General features: G+C 40.0%; 25 protein-coding genes and 1 riboswitch. Of the genes, 14 read left to right on the forward strand and 11 right to left on the reverse strand.

Going from position 1 to position 22,333, the window contains the following annotated elements:
- Nucleotides 1-34 precede the first annotated feature (34 nt).
- Nucleotides 35-235: a YczO family protein gene (locus tag AC6CHS_RS17765; RefSeq protein ID WP_234368421.1), complete on the reverse strand. Its 201-nt coding sequence runs from the start codon at nt 233-235 to the stop codon at nt 35-37.
- Nucleotides 236-344: 109 nt separating this feature from the next.
- Between AC6CHS_RS17765 and AC6CHS_RS17770 the strand changes: the two genes are divergently transcribed.
- Nucleotides 345-671 (forward strand): thioredoxin family protein, encoded by a 327-nt coding sequence (locus AC6CHS_RS17770; RefSeq protein WP_498238066.1) that lies wholly within the window; start codon nt 345-347, stop codon nt 669-671.
- A gap of 28 nt (nt 672-699) precedes the next feature.
- On the opposite strand, the gene AC6CHS_RS17775 is transcribed toward AC6CHS_RS17770, so the two are convergent.
- The 4 genes from AC6CHS_RS17775 to AC6CHS_RS17790 are packed head-to-tail and all read right to left on the reverse strand — an operon-like array spanning nt 700 to nt 3,815.
- Nucleotides 700-1,890: a hypothetical protein gene (locus tag AC6CHS_RS17775; protein ID WP_498238067.1), complete on the reverse strand. Its 1,191-nt coding sequence runs from the start codon at nt 1,888-1,890 to the stop codon at nt 700-702.
- Between the two features lie 17 nt (nt 1,891-1,907).
- Nucleotides 1,908-2,738, reverse strand: coding sequence for a hypothetical protein (locus tag AC6CHS_RS17780; protein ID WP_498238068.1), 831 nt, complete (start codon nt 2,736-2,738; stop codon nt 1,908-1,910).
- The gene (locus tag AC6CHS_RS17785) at nt 2,738-3,427 is read right to left on the reverse strand and encodes an ABC transporter ATP-binding protein (protein WP_498238069.1); all 690 of its coding nucleotides are present in this window, start codon (nt 3,425-3,427) and stop codon (nt 2,738-2,740) included. The genes AC6CHS_RS17780 and AC6CHS_RS17785 overlap by 1 nt, the downstream gene beginning before the upstream one ends.
- A complete protein-coding gene (locus AC6CHS_RS17790) occupies nt 3,420-3,815 on the reverse strand; it encodes a GntR family transcriptional regulator (RefSeq protein WP_498238070.1) in 396 nt (131 codons plus the stop codon). The genes AC6CHS_RS17785 and AC6CHS_RS17790 overlap by 8 nt, the downstream gene beginning before the upstream one ends.
- A 338-nt stretch (nt 3,816-4,153) precedes the next feature.
- Between AC6CHS_RS17790 and AC6CHS_RS17795 the strand changes: the two genes are divergently transcribed.
- Nucleotides 4,154-4,918, forward strand: coding sequence for an exodeoxyribonuclease III (locus AC6CHS_RS17795; RefSeq protein ID WP_498238071.1), 765 nt, complete (start codon nt 4,154-4,156; stop codon nt 4,916-4,918).
- A 251-nt stretch (nt 4,919-5,169) separates the two neighbouring features.
- Here the strand turns inward: AC6CHS_RS17795 and AC6CHS_RS17800 are convergent, their stop codons facing one another.
- From AC6CHS_RS17800 to AC6CHS_RS17815, 4 genes are all read right to left on the reverse strand, one after another.
- Nucleotides 5,170-6,117: an MBL fold metallo-hydrolase gene (locus AC6CHS_RS17800; RefSeq protein ID WP_498238072.1), complete on the reverse strand. Its 948-nt coding sequence runs from the start codon at nt 6,115-6,117 to the stop codon at nt 5,170-5,172.
- A gap of 30 nt (nt 6,118-6,147) precedes the next feature.
- Nucleotides 6,148-7,452: an alpha/beta hydrolase family protein gene (locus tag AC6CHS_RS17805; protein ID WP_498238073.1), complete on the reverse strand. Its 1,305-nt coding sequence runs from the start codon at nt 7,450-7,452 to the stop codon at nt 6,148-6,150.
- A 159-nt stretch (nt 7,453-7,611) separates the two neighbouring features.
- Nucleotides 7,612-8,973, reverse strand: a complete 1,362-nt coding sequence (locus AC6CHS_RS17810; RefSeq protein ID WP_498238074.1) for a tripartite tricarboxylate transporter permease — start codon at nt 8,971-8,973, stop codon at nt 7,612-7,614.
- Nucleotides 8,974-8,976: 3 nt separating this feature from the next.
- Nucleotides 8,977-9,234 (reverse strand): hypothetical protein, encoded by a 258-nt coding sequence (locus tag AC6CHS_RS17815; RefSeq protein WP_058949281.1) that lies wholly within the window; start codon nt 9,232-9,234, stop codon nt 8,977-8,979.
- A 193-nt stretch (nt 9,235-9,427) separates the two neighbouring features.
- Between AC6CHS_RS17815 and AC6CHS_RS17820 the strand changes: the two genes are divergently transcribed.
- From AC6CHS_RS17820 to AC6CHS_RS17840, 5 genes are all read left to right on the forward strand, one after another.
- Nucleotides 9,428-10,228, forward strand: coding sequence for a TIGR00266 family protein (locus AC6CHS_RS17820; protein WP_498238075.1), 801 nt, complete (start codon nt 9,428-9,430; stop codon nt 10,226-10,228).
- Nucleotides 10,229-10,471: 243 nt separating this feature from the next.
- On the forward strand, nt 10,472-10,645 hold the full coding sequence (locus AC6CHS_RS17825; protein WP_498238076.1) for a YfhD family protein: 174 nt from the start codon (nt 10,472-10,474) through the stop codon (nt 10,643-10,645).
- Nucleotides 10,646-10,774: 129 nt separating this feature from the next.
- Complete coding sequence (locus AC6CHS_RS17830) at nt 10,775-11,221, forward strand: YueI family protein (RefSeq protein WP_498238077.1); 447 nt, start codon at nt 10,775-10,777, stop codon at nt 11,219-11,221.
- Nucleotides 11,222-11,352: 131 nt separating this feature from the next.
- Nucleotides 11,353-11,454, forward strand: a riboswitch (purine riboswitch).
- A gap of 83 nt (nt 11,455-11,537) precedes the next feature.
- On the forward strand, nt 11,538-12,602 hold the full coding sequence (locus AC6CHS_RS17835) for an NCS2 family permease (protein ID WP_498238078.1): 1,065 nt from the start codon (nt 11,538-11,540) through the stop codon (nt 12,600-12,602).
- Nucleotides 12,603-12,660: 58 nt separating this feature from the next.
- On the forward strand, nt 12,661-13,200 hold the full coding sequence (locus AC6CHS_RS17840) for a phosphoribosyltransferase family protein (RefSeq protein ID WP_498238079.1): 540 nt from the start codon (nt 12,661-12,663) through the stop codon (nt 13,198-13,200).
- A gap of 112 nt (nt 13,201-13,312) precedes the next feature.
- On the opposite strand, the gene AC6CHS_RS17845 is transcribed toward AC6CHS_RS17840, so the two are convergent.
- Entirely contained in the window at nt 13,313-14,800 is a 1,488-nt protein-coding gene (locus AC6CHS_RS17845) for a BCCT family transporter (protein WP_498238080.1), read from the reverse strand.
- 257 nt (nt 14,801-15,057) lie between these two features.
- Between AC6CHS_RS17845 and AC6CHS_RS17850 the strand changes: the two genes are divergently transcribed.
- The 7 genes from AC6CHS_RS17850 to AC6CHS_RS17880 all read left to right on the forward strand — a co-directional run bounded on the left by AC6CHS_RS17850 (nt 15,058) and on the right by AC6CHS_RS17880 (nt 20,837).
- Complete coding sequence (locus tag AC6CHS_RS17850; protein ID WP_036577034.1) at nt 15,058-15,306, forward strand: hypothetical protein; 249 nt, start codon at nt 15,058-15,060, stop codon at nt 15,304-15,306.
- Between the two features lie 281 nt (nt 15,307-15,587).
- Complete coding sequence (locus tag AC6CHS_RS17855; protein WP_498238081.1) at nt 15,588-16,481, forward strand: ABC transporter ATP-binding protein; 894 nt, start codon at nt 15,588-15,590, stop codon at nt 16,479-16,481.
- A gap of 27 nt (nt 16,482-16,508) precedes the next feature.
- Nucleotides 16,509-17,255 (forward strand): ABC transporter permease, encoded by a 747-nt coding sequence (locus AC6CHS_RS17860; protein ID WP_498238082.1) that lies wholly within the window; start codon nt 16,509-16,511, stop codon nt 17,253-17,255.
- A 24-nt stretch (nt 17,256-17,279) separates the two neighbouring features.
- Nucleotides 17,280-17,729, forward strand: coding sequence for a LytTR family DNA-binding domain-containing protein (locus tag AC6CHS_RS17865; RefSeq protein ID WP_498238083.1), 450 nt, complete (start codon nt 17,280-17,282; stop codon nt 17,727-17,729).
- Nucleotides 17,730-17,731: 2 nt separating this feature from the next.
- Entirely contained in the window at nt 17,732-18,142 is a 411-nt protein-coding gene (locus AC6CHS_RS17870) for a DUF3021 domain-containing protein (protein WP_498238084.1), read from the forward strand.
- 52 nt (nt 18,143-18,194) lie between these two features.
- Nucleotides 18,195-18,716, forward strand: a complete 522-nt coding sequence (locus AC6CHS_RS17875; RefSeq protein WP_161464152.1) for a type 1 glutamine amidotransferase domain-containing protein — start codon at nt 18,195-18,197, stop codon at nt 18,714-18,716.
- 123 nt (nt 18,717-18,839) lie between these two features.
- Nucleotides 18,840-20,837 (forward strand): acetoacetate--CoA ligase, encoded by a 1,998-nt coding sequence (locus AC6CHS_RS17880; RefSeq protein ID WP_498238085.1) that lies wholly within the window; start codon nt 18,840-18,842, stop codon nt 20,835-20,837.
- A gap of 86 nt (nt 20,838-20,923) precedes the next feature.
- Here AC6CHS_RS17880 and tnpB read toward each other — a convergent pair whose 3' ends face one another.
- Complete coding sequence (gene tnpB, locus AC6CHS_RS17885; protein WP_498238243.1) at nt 20,924-22,075, reverse strand: IS200/IS605 family element RNA-guided endonuclease TnpB; 1,152 nt, start codon at nt 22,073-22,075, stop codon at nt 20,924-20,926.
- Nucleotides 22,076-22,333: the final 258 nt, after the last annotated feature.

Raw genomic sequence — 22,333 nt, forward strand, 5'->3', positions numbered from 1 at the left:
ACCGCTTGGCTCTTCTATATTTATGCTTTGAAGATTAATTAATATTCTTTTTCTCACTTTGAGAGGTATTTTTCGATTTCGTTTTTTTCTTTTCCTCATCCATCTCTGCATTCAGATCATCCATTGGTATATCATCAACAAATTTCTGATCCTCAAATGAATCAAGCTCTGTTCGCTTTTCCGATTTACGGTTCTTCACTTCATTTTCAGGTGAACGTTCTTCTTTTTTCTTCAAATCCATCACCTCATTTTCCTTTTTTAAATATATTCCTCAGATCAGAAAGCTGTAAACATTAGAACAAAAGGGTATAGTATTAAGACATTCAAAGGGAGAGGTGATTTCCATGAAAGATTTACGGTCACTTGAAGAAATCGATAAATTTATAGATGCGTATGACCTTACTCTACTTTACATTTCAAGGGAAGGCTGTAGTGTTTGCCATGGTTTGCTGCCACAGGTAGAAAGTCTACTTGCAGACTACCCTCGAATTGAGACAGCCCACATAGAAACAAATGAAGTTCCAGATGTCGCTGGGCGATTTAGTATCTTCGCTGTCCCTGTCATTCTCCTATTCGTACAAGGAAAAGAGTACTTACGGGAGGCTCGTATCGTGCATATGGATTTATTCGAAGAAAAACTGACCAAAATATATGAAAATATGGTTGGATAGCGAGCTCTCGCTTTCCAACCATACTGCATTATTTAATATATATATTGTCTATCGAAAAGAATTGATTCACTCCATTTGCACCTTTTTTCTTATAGATGCCCTGGTATAGAGTCTCCCCTGTATTTACGTCCACTATAGTAATAGGCAGTTCTTTACTATCTCCACCCACAATATATAGACGGTCTCCCTTTCCATTCACTATCATATTACCTTGGTCTGCGGAAGGAAAATCTACATTAAATTCGTCCTCTTGTTGGTTTTCTAAATTGTAGCTCATGACCGTTAACCCTTGCTCTGTGCGATGGATAAAGTATATCGTCGAGCCGAGTATAAGCTCATTATACGAATCAGCACTTAAATCTGCAGGAATATCCAGTTCTGTTTTTTCCATAGTAGATAGGTTATAGGCAACATATTCTGTCCCCTTCTCTTCCACCATGTATTCTTCATGTTCTGTTTTCACTTCTTCCATTTCTGTTTTAGCGAACACCACATTCTTTGTTGGCTCTGTTTCTGTACTGGTTGTCACTAAGTTACCTTCATGCCATTTTTTACTATTCATTCCCTCCAAATTCATTAAACTATCCTCACTAATCAATTTCTCACTCGCTAAATCAAAGCGATATACACGGAATTCTGTAGGAGCATCTGTATTTCCTTCATTTCTTGTAAAAATGCTCAACTGTCCATCCTGGACCTGTACATCCATTACATACATGTAACGATAATCTTGCTGATTTGGCACTTTCTGTTCAAAAGTGATCCGTTCATTTTCTCCCTTTTGCAAAACATCTATTTCAAAATTGTGGTCTTTATACCTGCTCTGTCCATCCCATTTTGAATCAACATTCGCATAAGCAAGTAACTGTTCATCCTCATAAAACCCTGCTAAGTCAGAGTTTTTCCCCCGCATAAAACTTCGATGGTCATTTATTAATTGATTTATTTTCGGTTGATAAAATCTTTCAAGGCTCTCAATAAAGGAGTCGTTATTATCAAACTCTAGCTCCCCTGCTGTAATGGTAAACCTTTCATTCCAATAGTTGTCGAAATATCCTCCTGATATCACCATCCCCTTTAATTCCGCCACTTCACCACTGACTGTGTCTAAGGCTAGTTCCAGAGAGTTTTCATTTGCGATTGCCTTTTGAATATAAAACGTACCAATAGCTAAAACAGCAATGATGGTAATCGACAACAGTTTCCAATACTTTTTCATTTTCTTCCCATCCTTCCCTACACCGTAATACGCTTAGTCAATAAATAATTTGCTACCCAGATCGAGGCTGCCGATACAATTAACCCAAGAATAATCTCAAGAACAAGTAATTCCATTGGATATAAATAATTTGTACCTATAATCCCTTCTAGTATAAGAGGAGAAATGAAAATGCCAGTTGCTAATGCAGCATAGATTGCACCGAAAACGATACCTTTTATACGATAGCTCCGTTCAAATAGAATGGCAGTAAATAGTATAAAAATCACCATAATACCTGCTCCATAAACCAGAACAAAATCAATAATTCCAGCCGGCAAAATAATCATTAACTCACGTAAGCCAGACACTACCTCTGTAGGCGCTAAATCAAGTCGGAAATCCCTTGTAACCAACCATTTTAAAAGCACACTCTCTACCGGCAACAACACGATCTGAATTGCCACTAGCCCAAGTACCATTAAAAGGATAGAGGTTGCCTTTGCCAAATAAACATTAATTCTTGCGGTTGGAAGCATCAGCAAGCGATAAATAAAAGTATTTTTGCCAAACCAGTCTCGATACCAGACAAAAAAGATATTAAAGAGTAATGCAATCGCTCCTAGGGCTATTGGTCCAAGGAACCACAATGTTCTTGTTAATACCAATAGACTCATTTCACCATTGTCACTTACGAATTGTGCTGGTGAAAGGTTCTCTTCGAACATGGCATAATTCGCACGTTCCATATAACTGTTAGAAACCACCCACAGCCCCACTAGCTGGGATAAAATCGTTATGCCGATTAGCACACTATACAATTTAAAAAATCGGCCAAGTTCAAAATTAACTAACTTGAAATAGCGCATCATGCTTTATACACCTCTCTCATCACGTCCACGACCGACTTCCCTTCTGATTCGCGAACTTCCTCACTATTAAATTCTTTGAGTACAATTCCTTCATTAAGAAGGACCACCTTATCAATCAGATGTTCAATATCACTAATTTCATGTGTGGTAATAATGACGCCTCGCCCTTCAATTAAGTGACTTGTGAATACATCAGCAATTTGCTCCCTGCTAAAAATATCAATTCCAGAAAACGGTTCATCCATAAGGATATAATCAACGTCGAGTGCTAGGCCAAGTAGTAAATTCACTTTGGCGGTATTCCCTTTTGACAGGCTGGATATCTTATCCTCTTGTTTAAGCTTAAAGAATCCTAATAGCTCTGTGGCTCTATTTTGATTCCAGGAATCATAATAATCGTCCATAAATTCCATTGCTTCAGCGATCGTCATTTGCGGGATCATTGTAATAGCATCTGGAATAAAAGTTATCTTTTCAAAGCTTTGTTTGGTCACCTTTTGACCATCAAGAAGAATTTCTCCACTATTAACTGGAGTTAATGCCATAATTGCATTTAGGATCGTGGTTTTTCCTACCCCATTTATCCCAATTAGACAGGTGATTTCTCCTTTGTTTGCAGTAAAGGAAACGCCGTTTAAGACTTGCTTCCTGCCAAATTTCTTTTTAATATCCTTCACTTCAATCATGTGCGCTTCCTCCTTCTTTATCACTTTGGTGGTCATACTTCTCCTTGACTAACTCTAAAAGCTCATCTACAGGGACATTAATGGAACGAACTGAAGTGACAAATGTATCCACTGCCTCTAAGATAAGTTCTTCTCTTACACGATGAAGTACATCTTCATCTCTCGTAATTTTACTAGGCGAGTTTTTCTCCGTATAAATCAATCCCTGTTCCTCCATTTCCTTATATGCTCGTTGTACGGTATTTGGATTTATTTTTAACTGGCTCGCCAACTCTCTTCTAGAAGAGACCTCCTGACCAGGCTCGAGCGTACCTCTAGCAATTTGCTCTTTAAAATGGCGAACGACCTGTACGTAAACAGGATCTCTGTTGTTAAATTTCACTATCATAGCAGCAGCTCCTATTCGGCTTTCTTCAATCTTTTCCAAAGTGTATTACGCGCATAATACACTAGTCGCAAAAAAACATCTGTATTAATGTATTAATACGCTTGATAAGTGTATTATATGTTTAATACACTTAAGAAGTCAAGAGGATTTTATAATCTTTTAAAAACCCATCTATTCGTAACACCCCAAAGTGTTATCTGTTCTATGATAAAATAATGAAATACCAATAGTAAGAAAAGCTCTTACAGCGCTCCGGGAGATCTTCTAGTTTCTGGCGCTCGTAGCTAGACACTTGCGTACATCTTATACTTACTTAAAAAGGAGTTTAAATAGATTCTATGAAACTTGTATCTTGGAATGTGAATGGCATTCGTGCCTGTGTTAAAAAAGGCTTTATGGATTATTTTAAAGAGGTGGATGCAGATATCTTTTGTTTACAGGAGATTAAGCTTCAAGAAGGGCAGCTTGATCTAGATCTTGAAGGCTATTATCAATACTGGAACTATGCTGAGCGGAAAGGCTATTCTGGAACTGCTGTCTTCACCAAAGAGAAGCCACTGCAGGTTAAATATGGTGTGGGAGATGCTGAAACAGAAGAAGAAGGACGGATTATTACACTCGAATATGCAGAATTTTATTTAGTGAATGTTTATACACCAAATTCTAAACGAGATCTCACCCGTCTCGATTACCGATTAGAATGGGAAGACGAGCTTTTTGCATACTTAAAACTACTTGATGCGGAAAAGCCTGTTGTATATTGCGGTGATCTGAATGTTGCGCACCAGGAGGTCGACCTACGTAACCACAAAACAAATCATGGCAACTCCGGTTTTACAACGGAAGAGCGGGGAAAGATGAGTCGTCTTCTCGATAGTGGTTTCACCGATAGTTTACGTTATTTCCATCCAGAAACGGAAGGGATTTATACATGGTGGTCCTATATGAAAACCATTCGGGAAAGAAATGTCGGCTGGCGGATCGATTATTTCATCGTCTCAAATCGACTAAAAGAGTACCTCCTTCGTTCTGAAGCGCATCCCGACAGACTAGGTAGTGACCATTGCCCCATCATGCTAGAAATGGAACAGCCAAAATCATAAAAGTGAAAAGCTATATAGTGTTAGAGAAGCCGAGAAGATTTGATTTTAATTAATCGATCCACTCGGCTTTTCTTTATAATTTATGGCATTAACCATTTTATCCCGGTGCAACCGTCCGTAAGACTCCCACTTCAAAACATGAAGTGAAACCGTGAAGTTTAAGTGGGAGTAAACGGACGCTATCACCCCGATTCGTTCAACTAACAATCAGTGGGGGAAGAACAAAAAATCCCACTGATTGAAGTTTCACTTTATTGCTTTAAATTTTTAAAGTAATCAATAATTCCTAGTGCGCTTACTTGAAGGTCTAGATTAATTATAATATATACTTCGTCGTCATCTGGGACACCTTTTAAGCGCAAGGCTGTCTGTACTTTAGCTAGGAGTCGCTCTGCAAGGGTATCATATCCCTTCCCTTCTGCCACAACCTGCTCTCCTTCTTCCATGAAGATCTCCAGCCATTCCAATACTTGCTGTAGGGCAAGCTCCGTTTTTTCTGTCATGTTGTAATGCCCGAAGTAAATCCGATCAAGCTCTTTTACCTGCATTCGCTGAATGGATTCCTCCATCTTGTTCGGTTCAAATTGATTTGGAGAAGTGGAGGGCAAGAAAAAGTCAATTTCGCGATTTGCCAACTGCTGATAACGGATACCAGCGGTGTCCCCCGCAAAGATTCCATTACTAATTGGATCATAAATAGCGAGGTGATGCTTTGCATGCCCTGGCGTATCCCAAAATTCAAGCACGCAGTCCGGGCCAATTTCTAATCGCTCTCCTTCTGTTTTTACAAGCAGGCGATCTGCTTCTATTGGCACAATTGGATCAAATAGTTCAGCGAAACTCTCTCCATATACCGCTCTTGCACCGGCAGCTAATCTTTTAGGGTTAATTAAATGCCTCTCTCCTTTTGGATGAACGACTATTTTGGCATTTGGACAATCTCTAATCAATAATCCAGCTCCACCTGCATGGTCTAAATGAATATGTGTCAACACAATGTACGCCACATCTGTTAACTGATAGCCAAGATACTCTAGCCCTTTTTTAATATGTTTTACAGATGGACTTGGCCCAGTTTCGACAATGGTCAGCTTTTCTTCTGCTATGACGTAGGAACCTGTACGTTCTGCTACACCAAGGTCAAACCCATCAATTAAATAGATACGGTTATCAAGTTTCAATGGACTTTTATCCTGCATTTTCATCTCCCCCTGTTTCCTTATTTACACTTATTCACCTATAAACTGATGGCCCTTTAGAAAATCCATTATCTCTTCCATTAACCCTTCTGCGATCGGAAATGCTGGGTCACCATAGATGTGGATATTCTCTCTCCGCTCGGCAGGCGCTTCCTTAAGAACATGGTTCATTTTATCAATCGTTACCATTTCAGCATCTGGTTTTGCTTCTTGTAAAATTGCAGCTTCCTGTTGCTTTACCTGGAGATCATGCTCCCCTTGGATGATTAATGTCGGCATTGATAATTTTGCTAGTTCCTCTGCGGGGGTATATTTCATCCAAGATGCGAGAAATGGTTGGATAGCTGGTCTAAACACAGATTGAAGTTCATTTGACACAGTTGGGGAAGTTTTTCCCTCTTTTAATTCTTCTATAATTGCCTTACTTTCCTCAAGTAGATCTCCGGAAATTTGCTCCTCGAGCTGATCATAGAGCACTTCATCCAGTGAACGGCCAGCTCCAGCAAGGGATATAAGGGCATCAACCGATGATGTTTGCGCTGCCAAAATCCCTGTTAAAGAACCTTGACTATGTCCAATAACCCCAATTTTAGTATAAGATGGATCATTAGCCAATAGGTCTAACCACCCTTGTGCGTCCTGTACAAAGTGATCGTATCTTGTTGATGCTTCCTCTATAACCGCCTGTTGATTCTTACCTGCACCACGTTTGTCATAGCGGACACTCGCAATGCCGTTTTCTGCAAGCTCCTCCGCAAGTAGCTTGAGGCTGTCATTTTTTCCCGGAAACGCTGGTGAATTCCCGTTACGGTCTGTTGGCCCAGAGCCGGGAATGATTAGCATAACAGGATGTGGGTCATCTGATACCGGGGTCTCTAATTCTCCATACAATATCCCATTGTCTGTCTTAATGCTCAAAAATTCTCCTTCTTCCTCATCCTTGGGTTTTTCTTTCTTCTCCCCTTTTACAAGTTCAAATGGAAACTGCTGTCCATTCTGTGTAAATGTTCCTGTCATCTCTTCTCCCTTTATCGTGCCTTCAAAAGTTAGCAGCTGACCTTGTATCTTCATCGTAACTACTACTTTTTGTTCTTTTGTCAACTCAACCGTAGACAGCGGATAATCCGTAACCCCTTGTATCGGAATACTGATTGTTCCGCTTTGCTCGTCTTCCAAATTAATTTCGATAGCTAAAGGCTGATTAGGTATGTTTATCTCTCCGTTCCATTTCCCTTTTAGCGACATTGTTTCATCCCTCTCTTCTCCTTCCTCTGGTGCGCATGCTACAAGGAGAATTAATAGCAGCAATAAACAACCAACTCCACGAAACTGCAAGCAATACCCCTCCCTTTTTTTAAGTAGTACGACTGCATCATAAAAAAAGTTCCTCATAAACTTTTCAACCTAAAAAAAACACTCCACCGGCTAGCGGAAGAGTGTTACTTACCTATATTAATAAATGAATGGTCTTATTACTTGGTTCTTGGACGCCCATTACAGACCTGGTATAAACACAGAGATAAGCCATGGCGCTGCATATAAGGTCATAAATTGCACCCCATAATTCACTCCTCTTCGATGAAGAAATCCTGCAACAAGGGCTACTACAAGCACACCTGCCACATTTACAATACCTGCGTCCATAAATGCAAGCATTATCACAAGTCCAAAAAACAGACCTAGCATTGCCTCATGTGGAACATAACGAAACACAAAGGCACAGATTTGTTGAGCATATTTAATTGTTACATAAAACGTGATGGTAATTGCAACGAAAGCACCTATCACCGTAGCCACAATAAACTCCCCTGTTGATAACATGTGGTGGATATTATTTTCCGGTGTGAATACGGGTGGTGCATTAAATAACGCTCCACCTGGTCCAATTGCAGTTGGGGACAGCGGTAAACCAATCGCAATGAGCGGGATAAGTGTCCCGGATATATACGCTGCATTCGTTAAACCATCCATACTAGAGATTGCACGTGTTGCCTTTTTAACTGGATCCTTGATTCTACTTGTTAGTGTTTCTCCAAGGAATATAGTCATTCCAACTGGACTCATAAAAAATGTTAAAACTCCCAAAACAGACGAGAAGGAAGTCGTGCCTATTTCTTTTCGGTCTAAAATCTTGAATGGGTTCGGAAATCCCTTTTCTGTTTTTGTCTTTTTGAGGACGATTTCCTTTAATCCATAACGCGGGAGCTGTCTCCTCAGCTTACCGCTCAACAGTTCAGCAAGCTTTAAAATCACAGGTCCGATCGTAATACCAAGAAAAAAAGAAGTAAATACGGTAACGTCCTCTGGCACAATTCCTGTTTCCCAATAAGCAATTCTTAATCCCTGTATTAAAAAGGCGAACGGAATGATAGAAAGTAATGATACCCAGCGATTCTTTGACATAAGAGCAAGGAAGATAGCACCACCAAGAAATATTTGATTAGAATACTGGGTAATAACATCCGCTAGCGGGATAATTAAATTGGCCAAAAGCAAGCTCATAGGTACAGCAATAAATGTTCCAATAACAGAACCAGATGCCATTTTCCGGATACTCACTTCAGGCATGCCATGCTTTTTGAGCACCATGGCATGTTCCACCATAGGCGCTGACATCACACCACCAGGAATTCCTGCGATGGCAACCGGTATAGAATCGGTAAGCTTTTTAGCAACGATAGCAGATATAAAAAAGGCTAAAATGACGATAGGCTCAAACCCCGACAATACAAGAACCAATGTGACAGGTGCTAGAACTGCTGTCTCATCTGTTCCTGGCGCAATCCCGATTATGGTATACAATACAGCACCTATAACGGAGGCAGTAATCATTTCTAGTATAAGTGTCAGTTCCATAACTTACTCCTCCCTTTCCTCTGCAAAACGTAGTGTACGCTTTGGTTTAATAACGATGCTGCTGATCACAAAACCTACTACAGCACCAATCAGCCCATATATTAATGGTTTAGGAGGTTCATTTGGTGCAATTAAATAAGCACCAAGTGTTATGACTGTACATATAACAATGCTTAGTACCAGGTCCTTAATATGGACAAGGTCTTCCCACACTTCAATATTGTTCTCACCATCCTGAGGACGGCTCTGCTTCTTATCCATTTCTTACTACTCCTTTAAAAGACGTATGATTTCTCATTATACATGGTAGCCTGCTTTAAATGAAGTACAAGGGTACGTTGTATAAATAAGGAAGAATTGGCCCCTGTTGGTATAAGTAATTTTATTATTTCGAATCCATTTAAGTTGCTTAAACGTATTATAAACACCAAATAAGAAAGGGTTGAAGTTCACGATGAATAATCATGAGATTGACTACAAGCTCCATGGAGATGACATGCAATTTGTGGAGGTTGAGCTTGACCCACAAGAAACAGTTATTGCTGAAGCCGGAAGCCTTATGATGATGGATGATCCAATTAAAATGGAAACAATTTTTGGAGATGGATCATCCAGCCAACAAAGTGGCTTGATGGGGAAATTGCTTGGTGCAGGAAAGCGGGTTATAACAGGTGAAAGTTTATTTATGACTACATTCACAAACGAAGGAACAGGAAAAAGCCATGTATCTTTCGCTTCTCCCTATCCAGGAAAAATTATCCCGATGGACTTAAGCGAATTAGACGGAAAGCTTATTTGTCAGAAGGATGCGTTTTTAGCGGCAGCAAAAGGGGTAACTGTAGGAATTGAATTTCAGAAGAAGGTCGGTGCTGGATTCTTTGGCGGAGAAGGATTTATCATGCAAAAGCTCGAAGGCGATGGGTTGGCATTTGTCCATGCTGGCGGCACCATTCATAAAAGAGAGCTAACAGCAGGTGACTCAATTCGCGTTGATACGGGATGTCTCGTGGCAATGACCGGCAATATCGACTACAACATTGAGTACGTCGGTGGAGTTAAAACAGCCCTGTTCGGAGGAGAAGGTCTTTTTTTTGCTACATTAAGAGGTCCTGGTACTGTGTGGGTTCAATCCCTTCCATTCAGCAGATTGGCTAGTCGGATATTTGCCGCAGCACCAGAGAGAGGCGGCTCAAAAGGTGAAGGAAGCATTGCCGGAGGCTTATTTGATATCCTCGGCGGTGACAGAAACAGATAAAGGGAAACTTCAAACAGTGGGGTTTGGTTTAATCCCACTGTTTGCATGAACCACGTGTTTGACCTTGAAAGTATCGAGCAACTCTCCTGAGAAATTCGTCCTCACACCTCCTGTTTATCTTCGCCTGCTATGATTCAACTGTAATACATATTGCCAGCTATTACATGATAAAAATTCCCATGCAGATGATTCTCCTCCTTGCACATACTAACGAAGTAAGTCTCCTAAAGTGAGGTGACAATCATGGGTAGAGATGAACATAGGAATTCCAAAAATAACTTTCTTGCGCAAACACCTAAGACTCTAAAGGATTCTGATGGGCTGGACATCGAATTCTCCAAAGAACTTGCAGATAAAGAAGATTTAGAGGCACAAGCAAGAAGCAAAGCAGCAGATCACCGCGCAAGAAAGAAATAAGCTTAAAGGATGCAGGGAGACGTTTACCTGCATCCTTTATGCATTTACAGGCTGAACGATCCTACCGAGATTCTTTACCTGGCCTATTTAGAGGTGTAGAATATAGTCATAGAAAGCGAGGTATCGTAGGTGGCAAACAAAAATGTAGACGACTATCTGACAGAAGGCATGTATGGTACTCGACTTCCTAAGGATGCTGAACGAAAACAGTTTCTTGGTACCTTAAGAGAGCGAATTGTAATTGCCTTGACAATAGGTCAAGTGATGACAGATAAGGGTGTAGAAAAACTAGAGGAAGCAATGAAGGAAAATCCTAACTCCACATTGCTCATTAATGGGCAGGTATCTTACCGATTTTTAAAGGAAGAAAAAGATTTAGCTAAAAAATATAATATTACCTATACTACCATCACAAACGAAGAAAGCGACACGGAAATTGGTGCCGTGCTAACGTATGATTACGCTATTGATAAGGAAGAAATTTTTATTGAAGACGAACCAGAAGAACCATCACAGGAAAAAGAGGAACAAGAAACCACGTTCCTTTCAAAAATCAAAAGAATATTTTTGGACTGAAAAAGGCTTCCACAACTGGGAGCCTTTTAATATTGTATTTCTGTTATAAACTGTGAATTAATTTGCATTATTTTGTCGAAATGTGTTTCAAAACTGAATCTTTTGTACTATAATCATTTTAATGTTCGTAAATAAAAAATAAAAACAAACCCCATATATTCCCGATAATATGGTTCGGGAGTCTCTACGAAGTGACCGTAAACCACTTCTCTATGGACGGTGCAGCTTTCATGTGGGAAAAAACCGTTCATTCGTGACCGGTTTTTTCTTTTTTTGTTCACCATTCCATTTTCTGGGGGGAAAAGGAGAAATCAACATGGAAATACTGAAGGATCTTTTAGCAGCAATTAGTGGGGTATTAAATGCCCTGCCACAAGGATTGCTAGCACTCACGTTTGGCTTCGCCTCTGTACCAACGGCTATTGCATTTGTCATTGGTGCATTTGGAAATGCTGTGACAAGTAATGTTGCGGTTATCTCGTATCAGGCAGAAACCATCACCCTCGCCGGGACTTTGGGAAAAAACCTAAGAGAACGCATCTCCATGATATTCTTCGGGGCATTGATTATACTGATTATTGGTTTATTTGGCCTGCTAGAAAGAATTATCGATTGGATTGGCCCTGTTATTACAAACGGGATGATGGCTGGTGTTGGAATCATGCTTGCAAAAGTAGCTTGGGATATGGCAAAAAACGACCGTCTTGTCGGTATTTCTTCTTTTGCCAGTGCACTAATTGTTTATGTAGCTACCAATGACTTAGTCTATACCATCACAATCTCAGTTATTCTTTCAAGTATTATCTATTTTTTCGTGAAAAAGGGAGAAAAAGAGATAAAAGATAATGCACCAAAGGAAAAGCTTGTCCTCCAGAAACTCATTCTTAATCCTATGGTTATTCGCGGAGCTTTAGCAATGGTTTGTCTTAATATCGGAGCTAATATAGCATTTGGGAAAATAAACGGGGACATTGCATCCACGGAGGTTAATGTGGATACCATTACAATTATTAGCAGTCTGGCAGACATGGGGTCAGCCCTATTTGGTGGCGGCCCCGTGGAAGTTGTCATTTCTGCAACTGCTAGCGCACCTCACGCGGTATGGGCTGGTGTAATTATGATGTTACTTATGGCGATAATCCTATTCGTCAAGTTACTCCCGAAAATAGGAAAGTATGTACCAAGTGCATCTATTGTTGGATTTCTATTTGTGCTGGGTGCAATTGTTACATTGCCAGATAATGCCGCTGCTGCCCTCACTGCTGAAAGCGGAGGAGCCACATGGATTGCCGGTGTCACAATGGTTGTTACCGCAATTTCCGACCCATTCCTAGGTATGCTTGCTGGTGTCATCATGCAATTATTATTGGGAATTTTTTAAGGGCACTATTTTCACCCATTGCTTTATATTCCTTAACCAATAGAAAAGGTGGTACATTATGAAAACATATAACCTGAATGTAGCTGGTTTAACAAGGACCCTTCCGATAATTAAGATTACTGACAATCTCAGTATTGCCAGCTTTGTTATCCTTGGTGATACAGCATTAACATCTGCTGCTTCCCCCCTATTAGCTAAAAGGCTACCTGAGGTAGATGTCCTGGTCACTGCAGAAGCGAAGGGGATCCCTTTTGTACATGAGTTGTCTAAGGATCTGGGCATGGACAGCTATGTTGTTGCAAGAAAAAGCACGAAGCCTTATATGCAAGACCCTTTTGTACATAAAGTGGTTTCCATTACGACACAGAAAGAACAAACTCTCTGTTTAGATCGGAAGGATGCAGAGAAGCTTGACGGAAAACGTGTCGCCCTGATTGATGATGTTATTAGTACAGGTGAATCGATGAAAGCTTTAGAAGAGCTTGTGCGTAAAGCAGGTGCCAAAGTGAAAGCACGAGCTGCCATTTTGGCAGAAGGAGACGCTGCAGATCGAGATGATATTATCTTCCTAGAAAAGTTACCATTGTTTGTAAAGTGAATTTTAACTTTTAAAGATAAGGAAGAAGACAACTCAATGTAATTCAAAAACCCTCTTATGCCTAAAACGGATGGTTATCCATTTCCATAAGAGGGTTTTAAAAAACATTATTTTATTTCCTCGGCTTATATTCTGAATGCGCTGCTTTGAAAAAGGATGCACCCATAAGTAGGATAACAATGGAAAATGGGAGTGCAGCGATGATAAGCATATTTTGCAACCCTTGTGTACCTCCGAAATATACAATAATCCCGGCAACAGCTGATTGCATCAGTCCCCACATTATTTTAACCGAATTAGCAGGATTTAACAGTCCGTTTGTGCTTAACATCCCTAAAACAAATGTTGCAGAATCAGCAGAGGTGATAAAGAATATCGCGACAACAAAAAGCGTTATAATCGACATTAATGTACCAAGTGGATACTCCGCCAACACCCCAAAAGTTGAGGTTTCGAGGGACAACGCAGAAATTTCTGCGATTCCGTTTTGTTCTAGATTTAATGCCGAAACTCCAAACACTGCAAAGAAAATAAAACAAACAAGTGCTGGAACTAGCAAGACGCCAAGCATAAATTCTTTTACGGTTCTACCTTTTGATATTCTCGCAATAAAAATACCTACGAATGGTGCCCATGACACCCACCATGCCCAATAGAAAATGGTCCAGGCATTAATCCAGCCCCTATTGTCATTATCTAATGGAGCAAGTCGTAAACTCATATCGAAAAAATCAGAAATATAATTGCCTAATGTGTTTGTAAACATGTTTAGTATGTAAAGTGTTGGTCCAACAATAAATAAGATAAGTAATAGAACAAAAGCAAGCCCCATGTTAATATTACTTAAATATTTTATTCCTCTACCGATTCCCGACCATGCAGACACAATGAAGAGGATGGTAGCAACGATCAATACAATAATTTGCACACTAAATGTATTCGGTGTTCCAAATAGGAAAGAAAGTCCGCCAGTAATTTGACCTGATCCAAAACCAAGTGTAGCCGCTACCCCAATTACTGTTGCCACTACAGCAAGTGTATCAATAAGCTTTCCAGCTATTCCTTCCATTGCTTTTTCTCCAAAAAGCGGAACAAGCGTAGCACTGATAAGCCCCGGAGAATCTCGATGAAATTTAAAGTAGGCTAGTACAAGTGCCACGATTCCATATACCGCCCAGGCATGAACACCCCAGTGGAAGAAGGAGTATTTTAAGCCATCCTTAATTGCCTGCTCGGTACCAGGTTCTGCGCCTGGTGTGGTAAGAAACGCATGCGAAATTGGTTCTGCAGTTGTCCAGAATACAAGACCCATACCCATACCAGCACTAAATAACATTGCAAACCAAGATGGCAAACTGAATTCTGGCTTATCTTTTTCCTTCCCTAGTTTCACCTTACCGTATTTCGAAAATATTAGATAAACACAGAATATCAGCATGAGCATAACAATTAATAAATAATACCAACCAAAATTCACAGATATGAACGTCGTCACTGAACTAGTAAGTGACTCTAATTTTCCCGGGGAAACAGATCCCCAAATTACTACCGCGATACAAATAGCTAGTGCATACCAGAATACATTTGAAACACTCTTCATCCCTTCACCTCTTATATGTATGTATTTTTTATACTCGGTACTTCCAAATTTTAGCTACGTCGCCTTTTCTTCCTGGCTAAAATTTTGCACCTTCCCAACGCTGACCTTTTCTCGTATATTACACTAGCAAACTTTATACCCTTATTTCAATTATTTAAAACACAGCATTTTTGCACTTTTTTGTAGTATTCCCTATTACAGTTGGAATATTTTATCCCGAATAATTAAATGATAAAAGAGAAACGGAGGTGGGATTAGTGAGTCAACCATATCAATGTCCAAACTGTAAAACCAATCGAACAAGGTTTAATATTATTGAACAGCATGCAAAGCCAGTAAAGCTTGATCCCACTACTGGTGACGTAATGCAGGAGTATGCAGCTGATCAGACGGACATCTTCCATATCGACTACAAAGGACCGCAATATAAGATTCAATGCGGGGCATGTGGGCTGATTGAGGATGAACAGAATTACGTTAAGTACGCAGAATACAATAAAAAGTAAGCTTTTAATCGCCACACCTGACAACGATCGGGTGTGGCTTTTTTATTTTACTCCTTAAGAACACATAAAATTTTAACCAAGTAGCCATAACGACAAAGCTAAAATTCTGAAGTACATAAGTATAAAAACATAAATATTCGCTAAAAGATGATCAAATGCAGTTTTCTAACATGCTGCTCAACCATTTCTTCAACTTATGCACTATTAACGTCACGTTACGCAAATAAACATCCAACTATGGTTACTTTTTGTCATACTGTTTACAAAGGATGGTGAGAATAGTGTTAAATCTAAATCATGTAAAAAAGCATTATGGTAAAAATGTGGCTTTAAATGATATCTCTTTAAACTTTTCTAGAGGAAAATGCTATGGTTTGGTCGGTCCAAATGGTGCCGGAAAAACCACATTATTAAAGATCATTTCCTCTATTATTCAGGACTTCGATGGAAGCCTAACATTCACGGAAGCTTCTAGAGCTAACACCAAAGAAATAATCGGTTATATACCACAGAAAATTTGCTTGGAAGAAACCGTTACAGCCTGGGACAATTTATCTTTTTTCGGAAAAATCTATGGAATAAAAGGGCAAACCCTTAAGTTGCGAATTAATGAGGTTTTAAAGGATATTGGTCTAACTGATAAAGCAAAACATAAAGTAAGCACCTATTCAGGTGGAATGAAACGCCGTTTGAACATTGGCTGTGCATTGCTGCATACTCCAGACCTTATTATTATGGATGAGCCGACAGTAGGGATTGACCCTCAATCAAGACGTTATATTTTTAATATGCTTGAAAAATTGAAGAAGCATGGTTGTACGATTATTTATGCTAGCCATTACATGGAAGAAATAGAGCAAATTTGCGATGAAGCAATCTTTATTGATAAAGGGAATATAGCGGAGAATGGCCGTGTGGATGAACTGCTACAGAGATACGCCATCCCTTCTATCTATCTAAAAGGGGAAAATTGTCTTCCTCAAGAAAACGGAGATTTCACTATTTCTCCTAAAAAAGAAGGGCATCTCTTACTAACAGACAGTCCCTTACTGGCAATGGAGCACGTTATTAACCACTGTAAAAAACATGCTGTGCAACCAGAACAGCTAGAACTAAGCCAAGCAAGACTTGAGGATGTATTCTTTTCCCTAACAGGAAGTCAACTGCGTGATTAAATATGCTAAAATGATAGGAGGAATTATATGCGTTCGATTATATCGTTTGAATTGTTAAAGAACCTACAGGACAGAGGTCTGCTATTTTGGATGCTTCTGTTACCCATATTGTTTACGGTGTTATTTATTTCCGTTTTCACTTCCGGAACAGAAGGCGTTGCGAGAGAACAAGTTATCTTATCGATCGTTCCTGGTTATACGGTGATGTTTGTCTTTTTTATTATTATTACGATGATAGCTAACTTTATTAAGGACCGAGAGCTTGGAATGACAGCACGTATTGCAAGCACCCCCCTTCCCGCCTATAAATATTTACTTGGAAAATGGATTCCCTACATGTATATCGTGTTTGTCCAGATTATTGTCTTGCTATTGTTCGGCAAGCTTGTCTATGATATTCCACTGGAGCAACCGCTGTTCTTGTTACTTGTTTCTCTTCTCCTCACCTTTACTGTTACGGGAATTGGATTAGCGCTTTCGCTACTAGTGAAAACAAACAATATGGGGATCGCCATGACGCAAGTTATAGCTCTCGGAGGTGCCGTACTCAGCGGCCTATGGATGCCAATCGACATGATGCCATCTTTCATACAGACCCTCAGTAAATTCTTGCCACAGTATTGGGCCCACCAAGCATTACAGCAAGGGATGGAGGGCTCCATGCAAATCAGCGACATATTGTTACCTGCTTCTATTTTATTCATTTACGGATTCATCGCCTTTACGATCGCCATTTTACGCTACCCTGCTTTTTTAAAGATGGCAAGGGGGTAAAGAAATCGAAATCGGGGGATAACTATGAGATTGAATATAGATATAGATGAAAATTATGAAGAAACTTCTGTCACCATTCAAGCAAAGGAATGGTCTGAGGAGCTTGAGGAAATAGCTGCCGTTATAAAAAAACGAAAGCAGCGCCGGTTATTTGGTATGGACGAGGAGCAAACCGTTCTTCTAAACCCACCTGATATTGACTATATCTATGCACAGAAAAGAAAGGTTTTTGCTGTAATTAAAGATCGAGAATTAGAGATTCGTATGAAATTATACGAAATCGAAGAAATACTAATTCCTTATCAGTTTATGCGCTTTTCTAAATCCGTTATAGGCAATCTGGGTAGGATTGAACGGTTTGAATTATCTTTTAATGGAAATCTATGTGTCTACTTTCAATCAGACAATAAAGAATATATTACGAGAAAATATGTGAAACCAATAAAGGACCAGTTAATGAAAGGAGGGCAATAGGGATGATTCTTGAAATCACAAAGCGTTCAATGATTGGCATTGCATTCGGTGGAATCTTTACCTTTATTGCCTTGACGATCATGAAGTTGAACAACATGGAGTCTACTGTTTCCGAGATTTGGATGCACATGGGGGCTAGTATGTTACTCGGAATATATTATGGTTTATCATCCTATATTTTTAGTGATGGTGAAGGAAGTTATTTAAAACAAACAACCATTCATTTTTGCTTATCTCTAACCGTCTACTTTATTATTGCCTTCACTGTAGGCTGGGTACCATTAAATTGGCTGGCAGCTTTGCTGAGCTTTATTATCTTTGTCATCATCTATTCTTTTGTGTGGTTTGGTTACTACTCGTATTATAAAAAAGTAGAAAGCTCCATGAATGAGCATCTAAATAAAAAGGAATAAATCGATAAGCAGACTGATCTTTGTTACACTTAAGTAGAATGGAGGGAAACAAATGCGACTACAAAACAAAAAAGTTATTGCACTCGTTGAACAAGATTTTGAAGACTTGGAGCTTTGGTATCCCATTCTGCGTCTACAGGAAGAAGGCGCCCAAGTTGATTTAGTAGGCAAGGAATCTGGCAAAACCTATATCGGGAAATATGGTGTACCTGCTGAGTCTGCCTATTCTTTTGAGGATATAAATGCAGATGATTACGACGCTATTCTTGTTCCTGGAGGATGGGCACCGGATAAATTACGCCGCTATCCTGAGGTACTAGAAATGGTAACTGCAATGGATAAAGCGAAAAAGCCAATTGGACAAATTTGTCATGCTGGCTGGGTTCTTATTTCCGCCAATATCCTATCAGGAAAGAACGTGACCAGTACACCTGGGATTAAAGATGATATGACGAATGCTGGGGCCACATGGAGTGACGAAGCGGTAGTCACTGATGGACACATCATTTCTAGCCGCCGTCCGCCTGACTTACCTCCATATGTAAAAGCTTTCGCTGATAAATTAGCAGAATAAGCACAAAACCATTATCGGTCTTAAACACGAAGCTCACGAGTTACTTTGTGAGCTTTTGTTTCTTTACACTTAGAAAACGTTTTCATATAATAAAGTCAATAGAGACATATTGGGAGGGGTACAATGAGCGCAATTGAGGAAGGAACCCTATTATGGGAGCCACAGGATAATCAGATAGAAAAGGCAGCTGTCACGACTTATATGAACTGGCTTCGCAAACATAAAAAACTGGACTTTCATGACTACCATGCTCTCTGGAAATGGTCGGTAGACGAAACAGAAGATTTCTGGGAGAGTCTTTGGACATATTTTCAGATAAAATCCTCCACACCATATCAATCCGTATTAAGTTCTCATAAAATGCCAGGGGCTAAATGGTTTACAGGATCATCTATTAATTATGCGCAACATATTTTTAACGAGCGAAAAAATGATGCAGTTGCCATTCTGCACTCCTCAGAAAACCGCTCCACTGCGTCCATCACTTGGGGTGAGCTTGAACGTGATACAAGAGCTTTTCAGCAAACATTGAGAAGCTCTGGAATTAAAAAGGGAGACCGCGTCGTCGCCTATGTACCCAATATCTATGAATCTGTCGTAGCATTTTTGGCCACCTCAAGCCTTGGTGCTATTTGGTCAAGTGCTTCCCCCGACTTTGGGACAGAAAGTGTAATGGACCGATTTCAGCAGATTGAACCTAAGGTTATGATTACCGTAGATGGCTATAGGTATAACGGAAAAGAATTCAATCGTTTAGAAGTGGTGGAGAATTTACAGCGAGCACTGCCAACCCTTGAAACAACCATAACGATTCCCTATCTTAACAAGACAGCTGACATGTCCAAGCTAAAAAACAGCATACCGTGGAAAAAAGCCATTACGCTTGATGAATCCCTTCCTTTTACCTTTGAACAAGTAGAGTTTAATGATCCATTATGGATCTTGTTTTCCTCTGGCACAACAGGAAAACCAAAGCCAATTGTACAAAGCCAGGGAGGCATTTTGCTAGAGCACTTGAAAGCTATGACCTTTCATATGGATTTATCAGAAGACGATCGATTCTTTTGGTATACCACCACAGGCTGGATGATGTGGAATTTTCTCATTGGCGGATTACTTGTCGGCTCTACCATCGTTCTTTATGACGGAAGTCCAACATTCCCGGATAAAAAAAGTTTATGGAAATTTGCTGAGGATACAAAGACTACCGTGTTTGGAACTAGCGCAAGCTTTATTACCACATGCATGAAAGAAGGCATGCAACCTGGTAAGGATTACGACCTTAGGCATTTAAAAAATATTAGCTCAACAGGGTCCCCGTTACCTCCCGAGGGTTTTCAATGGTGCTATGAAAATGTGAAAAAAGACCTTTGGATTTCCTCCGTAAGTGGTGGCACCGATGTATGTACTGCTTTTATATTAGGTGTGCCTATCCTTCCTGTATACGCAGGAGAGTTGCAGTGCCGGGGTCTTGGTGCTCGAATAGAGAGTTTTGATGAACAAGGAGAAGCCCTCATTGATGAGGTAGGTGAATTGGTTTTAACTGCCCCATTTCCATCAATGCCTGTTTTCTTCTGGAATGATGAAAAGAACAGCCGTCTAAAAGACAGTTATTTTGACGTCTTTCCAGGCATTTGGTGCCACGGAGACTATTTGAAGATTACAGATCGACATACCTGTGTTATTTACGGGAGATCTGATGCTACCATTAACCGTGGCGGCATTCGAATCGGGACAAGTGAAATATACCGTGCAGTCGATCAAATTGAGGAGGTTGCTGATAGCTTAATCGTGGATATTCCATTAACTAACGGAGATTCCTCCACCCCACTATTTGTAGTAATGAGAGATGGGGTTGAGTTGACTGAAGCAATTCAGCAGAAGATTAAGAAACAAATTCGTACACATTGCTCACCAAGACATACGCCTACAGCCATCCATCAAGTTCCAGACTTACCTAAAACATTAAATGGTAAAAAGCTAGAAATACCGGTTAAGAAGATTCTAATGGGCAAGCCTGTGGACCAAGTAGTAAACAAAGGTTCCTTAAGCAATCAAGCCGCATTGGACTTCTTTATTGAGTTTACCGATCAAGGTAAAATGAAAGATATACAGAGCTAACAGACTTTGAATGACCCCCACTTAACGAACGTTTGAAGTGGGGGATTCCTAAGAACACCTTCGCAACCGAAAGTTATGTTATTAGGCTATCCCTGCGCTCCCGCAGTTAGAAGTCGTAACGCCTCGTTTTTAAGATTCAAGCTTGCGTTCTTGTCCCGGTCATGATGTGCGTTGCAATGGGGACAAACCCATTGGCGCAACCCGAGATTTTTAACGGCTTTATTTTGATAGCCACAATCTGGTGTGGAGCAAAGCTGACTAGACGGAAAATTTCTGGCAACGGTTATCACGCGCTTCCCATACCAAGCCGCTTTGTATTCCAGCATCTGTCGAAATTGGGACCAGCTCACTTCGCTGATGGCTTTTGCCAATTTATGATTTTTCAGCATGTTGGACACATGCAAGTCTTCGATACCGATCATGTCGTGGTTTTTGACAATAGCAGTAGAAATTTTATGCAGGTAATCCTGCCGTGCATTGCTGATACGCTCATGGAGACGCGCTACTTTACGCTTTTGCTTTTGATAGTTCTTGGCGTCCTGTAAGGGTCGTTTTTGCTTTATCGCCAGTTCTTTACGCCGGGATAGAATACGCTGTTCTTTTGCCAATCGGGACGCTAATGTACGAAAATGTTTCGGATTTTTATATACTGTTCCATCCGAAAGAACGGCAAAATCTTTGAGTCCAACGTCGATTCCAACAGCAGTACCTGTTTTGGCTAACGGTTTTACTTCTGTTTCAACTAAAACCGAAACAAAATATTTGCCACTTGGATTGCGCCTTATCGTAGCGCTTAGGATACGTCCGTCAATTTCCCGGCTCTTGGCGAATCTGACAAGACCTAATTTGGGCAATTTTAGTTTGTTCCCCACAACCGCAATATTATGATTGGTATACTTCGTCGTATAAGACTGAACAGGGTTTTTCTTTGACTTAAACCGTGGCGCTTTATTTTGTTTTTTAAAAAAGCGGTTATAAGAATCAGCCAAGTGTTTAAGCGCTGACTGCATGGCTATGCTATCCACTTCTTTTAGCCACACCAATTGCTTTTTGATTTGTGTCAGCTGGGCGGAACAAGCCTTGTATGTCAAGCCTTTTCCCGTCTTCGTGTAAGCTTCATTCCATTGATTCAGAAAATGATTGAACACAAAACGGGAGCAACCAATCGTCTTCGCAATGAAGACTTCTTGTGGTGCATTTGGATAGATTCGAAACTTATAGGCTTTGTGAATAGACATATTTATCACAACTTTCTTATGTGAATATTGCATCTATCATAGCAGAAAAACACGCACAAATGTTCGTTATTTGTATTTAATACATGAAAACCAGACAATTCATCTCCACCCTAGCTAAGCTTGAGGATGGAGTCTTCTTGTCTAAAACCGATAAATTGCACTATTAATTCCCATGAAAAACAAAATAGCCGGCTGATCTCGAATTTGTTTATATTAAATTCACATGATCAAACGGCTATTTTTTTAAAAAAAGGTAGC

This window comes from Oceanobacillus sp. GQ8 (genome assembly GCF_059758495.1).